This window comes from Streptomyces sp. NPDC058534 (assembly GCF_042717365.1).
Taxonomy (GTDB): Bacteria; Actinomycetota; Actinomycetes; order Streptomycetales; family Streptomycetaceae; genus Streptomyces.
Genome location: NZ_JBHXNW010000006.1, coordinates 128,060 through 139,243, shown reverse-complemented (window position 1 = coordinate 139,243; position 11,184 = coordinate 128,060). Strand labels below are relative to the sequence as shown.

Here is an 11,184-nt window from a genome sequence, read left to right as displayed (position 1 = left end):
GGGGGGGCGTGGGTGGGGGGGGGGGCGGGGGTCCCGGGGGGCCAACGGTGGGCGGGGCCCCCCCCCCCGGGCGGCGCCCCCACACACGTTCTACGTCACTTCCTCGTGCGACCTCCGTCGCATCCCACGCCGCCCGCCGGGGCCCAACCCTTAGACTCCCTCGCGTGACACCCTGGGGGCCGGTTGGCAAGATGGCCCAGGCGGTCGGCAAGTGCGGTAACAGGAGGGAAGCGTCTCGTGAGCAGCAGGCCATCCCGAGGCACTGCTCGCCTCGCAGCCATACTGGACGCGCTGCCCGACGCGTTGGTACTGGTCAACGCCAACGGCACCGTCGTCAACGCGAACACCATCGCCCTGGAGGCCTTCGAGACTCCGGGCACCGCGCTGGTGGGCCGCGGACTGCTGGATCTGCTCCCGCAGTTCGACTCGCGGCTCATCCCCGGCTCCATGCGGCGGCCCGACCACGTCGACCCGCGGGCGCGGACCAAGCCGACCCGGATGGTCGCCCGGCGCACCGACGGCTCCGAGTTCCCCGTCGAGGTCACCAGCGCCAACCTGGAGACCGGCCAGCAGGCCTACGACACCTACGGCTACACCGGCGACGAGCTGCTGATGCTCGTCGTCCGCGACCTCTCCGGCACCGTCGACACCGAGGCCGAGCTGGCCCGTTCGCAGCGCCAGACCGAGATGATCCTGCGGGCCGCGGCCGAGGGCGTCGTGGGCACCGACACCGACGGGCGGATCGTCCTCGTCAACCCGGCCGCCGCCCAGATACTGGGTTACCGGGCCGGCGAACTCGGCGGCCGTGAGCTGCACACCCTCGTCCTGCACTCGCGGTCCGACGGCTCGCCCTTCTCGTACGACGAGTCCCCGCTCGCCGACACCCTGCGTTCCGGACGCAAGCACCGGGTGCGCGGGCAGGTGCTGTTCTCCAAGAACGGCGACCAGGTGTCGGTCGACCTGACGACGGCGCCCGTGCGGGACGGCGACCAGCTCGTCGGCGCCGTGATGACCTTCACCGACCGCCGCCCCCACGACACGCTGGTCAAGGAGCACGAGGAGGCGGAGCAGCGGCACGCCGGGGAACTCGACCGGCTCGCCGAGGAGCACGCCTCCGAGCTGACCGCGCTGCGCCAGGAGCACGAGGCCGAGCTGGAGGAGCTGCGCGAGAAGCACGCGGAGGAGATCGCCGCGGACGCCGACCGCTACGCCGCGCTCGGCGAGCGGGAGAAGGACCGGTACGAGGCGATCGCCGCCCGGCACGAGCAGTTGCTCACCCTCGTGGGCGGCTCCCTGCGCGGGCCGCTGGACGAACTGCGCCAGGAACTGGCCGCACTGGCCTCGGACGACGCCGGGCAGCTGTGGCCCGAGGCCAACCAGGTGCTGCACCATCTGTCGGCCGGCTACTCCCGCATCACCACGCTCATCGACAACGTCCTCGGCTACCAGCGCCTCGACGTCGGCAGCGAGCAGGTCGCCCGTACGAAGGTCATGCTCGACGCCGTCGTCGCCGCCGGTGTCGACGGGGCCGTGGAGCTGATCGGCCCCGGGCGGGTGCAGTTCGCCGTGCACGCGCCGCCCATCGAGGCCGAGGTCGACGTCCGGCTGCTGGCCACCGCGCTGGCCCACCTCGTCGCGGACGTCGCGGGTGTCGACGCCACCGGCAACTCGCCCGTGTCGGCGACGGGCGGCTACCTGGACAACACCGTCGTGGTCGCGGCGGCACAGCGCGGCGCCGTCGTCCGCATCGAGGTGCGCGGGCCGTACGCCGGGGGAGACCCGGTGCACGAGCCGATCGTGCGCGGGATCGTGCGGGCGCACGGCGGCGTGCTCCAGACGCACGAGGTGCCGGGCATGAGCGGCAGCGCGTACGTGCTGGAGGTGCCGATCGGGGGCGGGGCGGGAGCCGTGGCGGCCCAGGACCAGGCCCAGGCCCAGGCTCCGGTTGCGGATCCGGCGGCGGCACAGATTCCGGTGCTGGGCGGCGGGGGTGCGGACAACGCGCTCGCCGTTCGCGAGCCGGCTGCCGGGGGCGGGCGGCGGCGCGCTCGGCGGGCGGCGTCCTCCGTCGACGCGTTCCTGGAGAGCGAGGTCGCGGGCGGCGAGGAGCCGGGCGGTCCCGACGGTGAGGGCACCGCACCGACCGGGCGACGCAGGCGACGCGCGGCCCAGACACAGGAGCAGGTCGGGCCGGAACAGGTCGCGCAGGAACAGGTCGCGCAGGAGCAGGCCGGGCAGGAGCAGGTCGGGCGGGGATACGTCGCCCAGGTGGCGGGCGCCCAGTCCTCGGCCCCGCTCCCGGTGCCCGCGCAGGCGGGGTCGGGTGAGGGGTCCGGGTCGGGGTCCGGCGGTACCGGGCGTCGGCGCGGGCGGCCCGCCGAGTCCAGGGGTGCCGACGTCGCCGCGTTGCCGCCGGGAGCGCAGGCCGGGGTGTCCGAGGGCGCCGTCGTCATGGCCGGCGAACACCGGGGCGGGGCCGCGGCCTCCAACACCGGTCTGGGCGGGACCGTACCGCCGCAGGGCGTGCCCGCGCCCGCGGGAGGGCGTACCCGGCAGGACGGCGGTGAGCAGCAGGCGCTGCCGCCGGCGCTGCCCGCGCAGGCAGGCGAGTCGGACCCGGCGGACGCCGACCGGCCGACCGGCCGCCGGCGGCGTGCCCTGGCCTCCGCGAACGAGCGGGCCGCCGCGCAGGAGGCGGCGCCGCGTCAGGTGTTCGCCCTGCCGCCCGCCGACGCGGACCGGCCGGCCGACGGCGACGCGGCGAAGGGGCAGGGACCGGCGCAAAGCCCGGCGCAGGGCCCTCGGGCGGCCGGTCACGGTGGCCAGGCCCAGCCACAGGTCCATGCACAGGCACAGGCACAGGGCCGGGGGCGGGTCCAGGCGCAGGGCCAGGTCACGGAACACGCCCAGGCTCCCCAGGCGCAGGCCCAGGCAAACGCCAAGACACAGACACAGGCGCAGGCACAGGCACAGACACGGGTGCCCGGCCCGGCCGCCCCCGGTGACGCACTGCTCGACGAGGGCCGCCACGACGCCGTACCGCACGACCAGGCCGAGGACCACACGCCGCCCCAGCCGCACCCGGCCGAGGCGCCCACGGGGCGGCGCCGCCGGGCCGGGGCCGCCCGTCCCGCCGACGAAGCGGCGCCGGTGCCGGCGCAGGGTGGTCCGGCGCAAGCGCCGCCGCCCGTGCAGGACGCCCCGGTGCCGTCGCAGCACACCGCCGGACAGGGCGTACCCGCTGCCCCGGCCGCCCCCGAAGCCCCGCAGCCCTGGCCGGCCACCGCCGCGCCCCAGGGCGAGGGCGCCGATGCCCCCGTACCGACCGACGGCAACGCCGGTCCCGCCCTGGCGCTCCCGCAGGGCGTCCCCGGCACCACGCCGAGCCAGGGCACCCCGCTGCCGCCCGAGAACGCGCCCGCCCCCCGCGCGGCGCAGCCCCTGCCGGCCGAGGCGTCCGCGCCCGTCGACCCGAACTCGACCCAGGGACGGTCGATCAGCGTCCGGACGCTGGGCCAGGGCGTGCCGTTCAACCGGCAGGCGGTCCAGGTGCAGCAGCCGTCGGCCACCCCCGCGCCGCAGCAGCCGAACACCTCGGGGCGGCGCCGCAAGCTGGGTACGCCGCCCGACCCGCGCGCGGACCAGTCGGCCCGCCCGCACCCGGCGACCGAGCAGCCGACCGCCACCACGGAGCCGAAGCAGCAGCCCCAGCCGCAGCAGCCGGCGCAAGGACAGGAACAGACCTCGCTGGGCGGCGGACAGCAGCGGCTCGCGCCGGTCACCGAGGGTGCCGGACGGTCGTACGCCATAGGAGCGCCGGACAAGGACGCCGCAGAGGGGCCCGAGCCGCTGGACGGGCCCGGCGGGGCCGTGGAGGTGGCGGACCCGCCGCGTCCGCAGCCGATGGACGACGAACTGCCGCCGGAGCCGCTGGACAACCCCCGCCGGCTGCTGGTGTGGCCCGCCCCGGACGTCTCCACGCAGCAGGCGCTCAGCGACCGCGGCTACCGGCCGGTGATCGTGCACTCGCGCGAGGAGGTCGACGCGCAGATCGCGGCGTTCCCCGCCGCGCTGTTCGTGGACCCGCTGACCGGGCCGATCACCCGCACGGCACTCCAGTCGCTGCGGCAGGCGGCGGTGGCCGCCGAGGTTCCGGTGCTGGTCACGGCCGGCCTCGGACAGGCGTCGCGGGACGCCGCCTACGGCGCCGATCCGGCCGTACTGCTGAAGGCGCTCGCGCCCCGGGACACCGAGCAGCACCCGCCGCGCGTGCTGCTGATCGAGGAGCACGCGGAGATCGCGCTGGCGCTGACCTCGACGCTGGAGCGGCGCGGGATGCAGGTGGCGCGGGCGGCGAGCGACGCCGACGCGGTGACGCTGGCGGGGCAGTTCCGGCCGAACCTGGTCGTGATGGACCTGATGCAGGTGCAGCGGCGCCAGGAGGGCTCCGCCGGGATCGTCGACTGGCTGCGCGCGAACGGGCAGCTCAACCGCACCCCGCTCGTCGTCTACACCGCCGCCGTCGACCAGGCCGACCTGCCGCGGCTGGCGTCGGGCGAGACGGTGCTGTTCCTGGCGGAGCGTTCCACCAGTGGCGAGGTGCAGGGCCGGATCGTCGAGCTGCTCTCGCGGATCGGGACCAACTGACGCCGCGGCGCCCGGGCGTCACACGTTGACGATCCGGCGCGCCGCCTCCTTGATCGACGCGCGCAGGCGGTCGGCGTCGGTGTCCTCGCCGCCGACCAGGATGCGTTTCGTCTCCAGGAAGAGGAGGTCGGGGGCCGGGGCGATAGCCCCGCCGACCGTCGGGCGCCGCCCATCGGCCCGCCGCGGGCCATCGGCCCCCCGCCGCCCATCGGCCCGTCGGTCAGAGCCGCGTGACGTCCAGCCCGCCCTCGGCGTACTGCCTGCGCAGCACCTTCTTGTCGAACTTGCCGACGCTCGTCTTCGGCACCGTCTCGATGACCGTCCACCGCTCCGGCAGCTGCCACTTGGCGATCTTGCCGTCCTCGGCCAGGAAGGCGCGCAGGTCCTCGAAGCCGACGCTCGCCCCCTCCCTGAGGACGACCGTGGCCAGCGGACGCTCGCCCCACTTGTCGTCGGGAACGGCGACCACGGCGGCCTCGGCCACGTCCGGGTGGGACATCAGCGCGTTCTCCAGCTCGACGGAGGAGATCCACTCGCCGCCGGACTTGATGACGTCCTTGGCCCGGTCGGTCAGGGTCAGGAACCCGTCGGGGGAGATGGTGCCGACGTCGCCCGTCTTCAGCCAGCCGTCCTCGCTGAACTTGTCGTCGGGACGCAGCGGCTCGGTGCCCGGCCCGTTGTAGTAGGCGCCGGCGATCCAGTTGCCGCGCACCTCCAGTTCACCGGCGGACTCGCCGTCCCAGGGCAGTCGCTCGCCGCCGGGGCCGGTGAGGCGCGCCTCGACGCCGGCCGGGAAACGGCCCTGGGTGAGGCGGTACGCGAACTCCTCCGGCGTGCCGATCGCGTGGGCCGGCGGCCGGGCGATGGTGCCGAGCGGGGAGGTCTCCGTCATGCCCCAGGCGTGGCAGACCCGCATGCCGAGCGAGTCGAACGCCTCCATCAGGGACGGGGGACAGGCGGAGCCGCCGATGGTGACCTGCGTGAGGGAGGAGACGTCGCGGGGCTTGGCGGTCAGCTCCGCGAGCAGCCCCTGCCAGATGGTCGGGACGGCTGCGGCGTGCGTCGGCCGCTCGCCCTCGATCATCGCGGCGAGCGGGGCGGGCTGCAGGAAGCGGTCCGGCATCAGCATGTTCACGCCGGTCATGAAGGTGGCGTGCGGCAGTCCCCAGGCGTTGACGTGGAACTGCGGGACCACGACCAGCGAGGTGTCCTGGTCGGTCAGGCCCATCGACTGGGCCATGTTGACCTGCATGGAGTGCAGGTAGATGGAGCGGTGGCTGTAGACCACGCCCTTGGGGTCGCCGGTGGTGCCGGAGGTGTAGCACATGGCGGCGGCGGCCCGCTCGTCCAGCTCGGGCCAGTCGTACGCGGTCGGCTTCCCCGCGATCAGGTCCTCGTACTCGTGCACCTGGACCGACGCCCCGTCCAGCAGGGAGCGGTCGCCGGGGCCGGTGACGACGACGTGCTCGACCGTCTTGAGGTGCGGCAGCAGCGGGGCGAGCAGCGGCAGCAGCGAACCGTTGGCGATCACGACGCGGTCGGCGGCGTGGTTCACGATCCAGGCCAGCTGCTCGGGCGGGAGGCGAAGATTGAGGGTGTGGAGGACCGCGCCCATGGAGGGGATCGCGAAGTAGGCCTCGACATGCTCGGCGTTGTTCCAGGCGAGCGTCGCGACCCGTTCGTCGTCGCCGACCGCGAGGTCCTCGCGCAGGGCGTGCGCGAGCTGGGCGGCGCGGGCCCCGATCTCGGCGAAGGAGCGGCGGTGCGGCTCGTCCTCACCGGTCCAGGTGGTCACCTGCGAGCTGCCGTGGATCGTCGACCCGTGGGTCAGGATCCTCGAGATCAGCAGCGGTACGTCCTGCATCGTGCTCAGCACGGTGTCCTCCCGGGGCGACATTGCCTACGCGGCGGTAAGGGGTGCGCTGATTCTGCGCACATACCGAGCGGTATGTCACTACTCCCGGGTGATCGATCAGTACGGGTTCCCCGCGGGACGCCCGCAGGGGTCACCCCCCAAAGGCCCCGTTGGCTCTCATTTCCGAACAATCCCCAGCTCAGGGTCCTCGCGGAGCTTACCGAGCGCTCGGGACACCGCCGACTTCACGGTGCCCACGGAAACTCCGAGCACCTCGGCCGTCCGGGCCTCGCTGAGGTCCTCGTAGTACCTGAGGACGACCATCGCACGCTGCCGGGCGGGCAGCTTCATGATCGCCCGCCACATCGCGTCGTGCAGCGCCTGCCGCTCCGCCGGATCGTCACCGGCCGGCACGGGCTCCGGCTCGGGCAGCTCGTCGCAGGCGAACTCGTCGACCTTGCGCTTGCGCCACTGCGACGTCCGGGTGTTCAGCAGGGCCCGGCGCACGTAGCCGTCCAGGGCGCGATGGTCCTCGATACGTTCCCAGGCCACGTACGTCTTGGTGAGCGCGGTCTGCAGCAGGTCCTCCGCGTCGCTCGGGTTCGCGGTGAGCGACCGGGCGGTACGCAGCAGCACCGGCTGGCGTGCCTTCACGTACGACGAGAACGACGGGTACGGGAAGGTCTGCGCCCTTGCTGGCGCCGTGGCTGTGGCGGCTTCGGAAGCGCTGGTGCAGACGGGTGTGGTCATGGCTCAACGCTATGAGCGAGGGGGCGTCCGGCGGATCGGCCGCAGGTCCCGAAGCAGAGTCCGCCTCAGGTTGTAGGGGTGGTGCCAGGTGCACCTCCTGTAGGTGGACGAGAGGAGGAGGCACACTGCGGGTTCCCCCTTGGGGGCTTCCCTGCGGGCGGCCCCGGGCCCCTGCAGCCGCCCGGCCCCACCCCGGGCCGGTGACGACGGGAAACACCTGGGCGGCGGCACCGAAGCACCACCGCCCAGACGCACTACGACCCCATGAAGCACACCCGCGAGCGATCGAGGGGCCGGCGCGGCAGCGCTCCCGCGCCGGCCCCTCAGCTCACCACCACAGCGGGGAGAAGCTGACGGCCACGTTCTCGTTGCCCTGGTTGATCGCCGTGAACGCGGAGCCGTCGACCTGCGCGGTGTTGCTCTGGTTCGAGGCCCCCGAGCCGACGGCCTGCTGCTGCGTGGTGGACGAGTTGCCGTTGTTGTCCCCACCGACGCCGCTGCCGAGGATGCCGGCGTTGGCGCTGGCGGCGGTCGCGCTCGATCCGTCGTCCGCGAAGGCACCGTTGTCCGCCGCCGCCACACCACCGAGGAGCGCGGCTGCGAGCGGAAGGGCGGCGACGGCGGCGACGACACGGGCGGTACGGATGCTTGCCATGTTTGTTCCTCCAGAACTGAACCTGCGTGAGGCTGCGTGAAGCTGCGTGAAGCTCTCTGAACTTGGGCTATTGCCAAGGCAGTTGGCCGACCGCCTCGACGCTGTGCACGACGTCGCGTGATCAGAGTTGCCCACCGAATCCCCGGCGAACCACCCCGGAAGCCCTGATTCGCCCTCAAGCGTGAGGACAAGTCGATAAACCCCTTCGACCGTCTTCACCGCCCACCCCAGGGCACCACGGACACTCCCACCCCAAGCCCCACAACAGCTGAAGCGTTCCGCCACATCCGCGAACTCCACCCCCTCCCCGGCGCGTCACACTCCCCCGCTCTTCCCTTTCTCGAACATACGTACGAACATAGATGCATGGCCACCACCGACCGGCAGGCCACGACGCTGGCCCTCGCACACGCCCTGTCAGCCGCGGAACGCGGACTGGCCGTCATCCCCCTGTCCCGGACGAAGCTCCCGGCCCTGCGCTCCCCGCACCGCGCCGGCCCGACGCCGGAACCGCTCTCCTGCCACGGGGAGTGCGGCCGCTTCGGCCACGGTGTCTACGACGCCTCCACCGACCCGGCCCGCATCCGCGACCTCTTCGCCGCCGCCCCCTGGGCCACGGGCTACGGCATCGCCTGCGGCCTGCCCCCGCACCACCTCGTCGGCGTGGACCTGGACACGAAGTCGGAGACGGACTCCTCGGCCGCCCTGCGCGAACTGGCCCTGCGCCACCTGTTCACGATCCCGCCCACGGTCGTCGTCCTGACCCCCAGCGGCGGCCGCCACCTCTGGCTCACCGGCCCACCCGACTCCGTGGTCCCCAACTCCGCCGGCCGCCTCGCGCCGGGCATCGACATCCGAGGCGCCGGCGGCTACCTGGTCGGCCCCGGCTCCCGCACCCGCCAGGGCGTCTACACAACCGCCCCCGGCACGTCCCACCTACCCCCCGCCCCCTGCCCACCCGCCCTCCTACGCCTCCTGCTCCCCCCACCCCGCCCCCACCACCCCACACCCGGCACACCCGACGCACCCGACGGCCGAGGACTCATCCACTTCGTCCTCGCCGCGCACGAGGGCCAGCGCAACACCCGCCTCTTCTGGGCGGCCTGCCGCGCCTACGAGAACGGCATCGGCCCGGCCCTCATCGGCCCCCTCCTGGAAGCCGCACAGGCCACCGGCCTGACGCAACGCGAGGCCCGCACGACCATCGCCTCGGCCGCCCGCATGACCGGCCACCGCCCCTGACCCACTCGGCACAAGAACCGAAAGACCCCGATGCACAACCGCCCGAGCGTGCCGACCATGTCACTGGCCAGGCTCGTCCTGACCTCCGGCCGCACCGTCGCCCTGGCCGAACTACGCCTCACCCCGACCTACGGCACCCTGCTGGACGCCTACCCGTGCCGCCCCGTCAACGACCTGCGCATCAAGACCCTCCTCCACACCGCCGAGCGTATGTCCCCCACCACACCGGTGCACCTGATCCCCCCACCCCGCGAATACCCCGACCACTACACGGGCCCCTACGGCCCCGTCGAGATCCTCCCCCGCATCGCCTGCGTGGCCCGCCTCTCCTCCCCACCCCTCAACCCCTCCAAGGACCCCCTCCTCTACCACTCCACCCTCACAGTCCTCTGGTTCCAGCCCACCCCTCACATCCCGACCCCGCACGACACGGCCCCGGCATTGCGGGACCTGGACTGGCTCACCCTGGCCCGTGACCACGAGGTGCAGCCGTGAGGCCCGCCCATGACAACGGCCCCCGACCGTAAAGCCTGGTCAGGGGCCGTATCACCGCGGTGGGTGTGGGATTTGAACCCACGGTGGCATCGCTGCCACGACGGTTTTCAAGACCTTTCGGGGGTTTGGCGGGTGCGTCGCTCCACCGCAGGTCAGACGGGTACGAGAGCCCCAGAGGAGCCGTCGCCATCGTCGCCGTGCCCGCTACGTGCCCCAGGGGCGGGGTCATGCCCGCTGAGCCAGGAGTCGGCCGCGTCGGCCACCTGGTCGTCACGACCGGCGACGGGACGAGCGTAGTGGCGGGTGGTGACGCTCGCGTTCGAGTGGCCGAGCCGGTGCGCGGCGGTCATGACGCCGTACCGGTCGGCGACCCACGTGCCGTGCGAGGCCCGCAGATCGTGCGGAGTCACGTCGGTCAGTCCGGCCGCCGACACGGCGGGGTCGAAGTACGCCTTGCGCCACTGGTTGTAGCGCAGGGGCTTGCCGCCGGGGGTCGTGAAGAGAAGCGCATCCTCCCCACCGGGCAGCGTCTCCAGATGCCGGCCGAGCCGCTTGGCGAGGGACGGGCCGACGCGGAGCAGCCGCTTCTGATGAGACTTCGGGGTGTCGAAGACCAACGCGCCGTTGGCTTCCGCCAGGTTCTCGTCGACCAGGACGAAGCCGCCGGAGACGTCGATGTCGACGCGTCGGAGAGCGAACGCCTCACCCACCCGCAGACCCGCGTACGCGAGGAGGGCGATCAGCAGGTCATGCGGCTTGGTCGCGCCCTTGACGATCCGCGATGCTTCCAGTGGCGTGAGGATGTGCGGTTCGGTCTGCGGCATCCGAGGGAGCCTCACGCCCCTGCACGGTGTCTGCGGGATCATGTCGTTGTCGACGGCAGAGCGCATGATCTGCGACAGCACCCGGTACGCCTGCCTGATGCGCGAGGCGCTGAGTCCCTTGGTCCGCATCGCGCCGACCCACTCGGTGATCGTGATGGGTCGAAGGCTGGAGAGTTCACGATCACCAAGGGCCGGATTGATCAGCGAGTTGATCAGAGACCGGTACGACGCCTGAGTCTTGTGCTTGAGCTGCGGCGATACGGCAGCAAGCCAGCGAGCCGCCCAGTCACGGACCGTCGTCTGTCCCTCCGCCGGGTCGAGCCAGCGCCCCTCTTCGATCTCAATGCGCTTCCGCGTGAGCCAGCGGTCGGCGTCCGTGGTCGTGGCGAACGTCCGATCCGCAGGGCGCAGCACACCGTCAGGCCCCGGGTAGCGGACTTGGAACCGGCCGGACGGCAGCTTGCGGACACGGCCGAATCCCCGGCGAGACTTGCGCTTGCCAGCCATCAGGCAGCCCTCCTGAGTCCCGTGGGCCGCAGGAGGATCGGTTCCACGGTGTTGGCGCTCACGTACGCCTCTACGGCGGTCTCAGGGATCCGGACGTGCCGGCCGACCTTCACGAAGGTGATGCGGCGCTCCTCGATGAGGCGCCGGGGGAAGCGGACCCCCGTGCCGAGGCGTTCGGCGACCTGGTCCACGGTGAGAAGCCGGTCCAT

8 protein-coding genes and 1 tRNA gene are annotated in these 11,184 nt (G+C 73.1%); 3 read left to right on the top strand and 6 right to left on the bottom strand.

Annotated features, from left to right (window positions below; translation table 11 throughout):
- Positions 1-237: 237 nt before the first annotated feature.
- The gene (locus ACFWR9_RS05435; protein ID WP_383835843.1) at positions 238-4,647 is read left to right on the top strand and encodes a PAS domain-containing protein; all 4,410 of its coding nucleotides are present in this window, start codon (positions 238-240) and stop codon (positions 4,645-4,647) included.
- A gap of 220 nt (positions 4,648-4,867) precedes the next feature.
- Here ACFWR9_RS05435 and ACFWR9_RS05430 read toward each other — a convergent pair whose 3' ends face one another.
- The 3 genes from ACFWR9_RS05430 to ACFWR9_RS05420 all read right to left on the bottom strand — a co-directional run bounded on the left by ACFWR9_RS05430 (position 4,868) and on the right by ACFWR9_RS05420 (position 7,907).
- A complete protein-coding gene (locus ACFWR9_RS05430) occupies positions 4,868-6,544 on the bottom strand; it encodes a long-chain fatty acid--CoA ligase (RefSeq protein ID WP_383835840.1) in 1,677 nt (558 codons plus the stop codon).
- A gap of 135 nt (positions 6,545-6,679) precedes the next feature.
- Entirely contained in the window at positions 6,680-7,252 is a 573-nt protein-coding gene (locus tag ACFWR9_RS05425; protein WP_383835836.1) for a SigE family RNA polymerase sigma factor, read from the bottom strand.
- Positions 7,253-7,580: 328 nt separating this feature from the next.
- Positions 7,581-7,907 carry a hypothetical protein gene (locus ACFWR9_RS05420; RefSeq protein WP_383835833.1) on the bottom strand — a complete coding sequence of 109 codons (327 nt, stop codon included), beginning with the start codon at positions 7,905-7,907 and terminating at the stop codon, positions 7,581-7,583.
- A gap of 366 nt (positions 7,908-8,273) precedes the next feature.
- Here ACFWR9_RS05420 and ACFWR9_RS05415 point away from each other — a divergent pair, with 366 nt between their 5' ends.
- The gene (locus ACFWR9_RS05415) at positions 8,274-9,149 is read left to right on the top strand and encodes a bifunctional DNA primase/polymerase (RefSeq protein WP_383835830.1); all 876 of its coding nucleotides are present in this window, start codon (positions 8,274-8,276) and stop codon (positions 9,147-9,149) included.
- A gap of 30 nt (positions 9,150-9,179) precedes the next feature.
- Positions 9,180-9,644, top strand: coding sequence for a hypothetical protein (locus ACFWR9_RS05410; protein WP_383835827.1), 465 nt, complete (start codon positions 9,180-9,182; stop codon positions 9,642-9,644).
- Between the two features lie 55 nt (positions 9,645-9,699).
- Here ACFWR9_RS05410 and ACFWR9_RS05405 read toward each other — a convergent pair.
- From ACFWR9_RS05405 to ACFWR9_RS05395, 3 genes are all read right to left on the bottom strand, one after another.
- A tRNA-Ser gene (locus tag ACFWR9_RS05405) sits at positions 9,700-9,793 on the bottom strand.
- A 3-nt stretch (positions 9,794-9,796) separates the two neighbouring features.
- Positions 9,797-10,975: a tyrosine-type recombinase/integrase gene (locus ACFWR9_RS05400; RefSeq protein ID WP_383835824.1), complete on the bottom strand. Its 1,179-nt coding sequence runs from the start codon at positions 10,973-10,975 to the stop codon at positions 9,797-9,799.
- Positions 10,975-11,184 carry a helix-turn-helix domain-containing protein gene (locus ACFWR9_RS05395; RefSeq protein ID WP_011029367.1) on the bottom strand — a complete coding sequence of 70 codons (210 nt, stop codon included), beginning with the start codon at positions 11,182-11,184 and terminating at the stop codon, positions 10,975-10,977. The genes ACFWR9_RS05400 and ACFWR9_RS05395 overlap by 1 nt, the downstream gene beginning before the upstream one ends.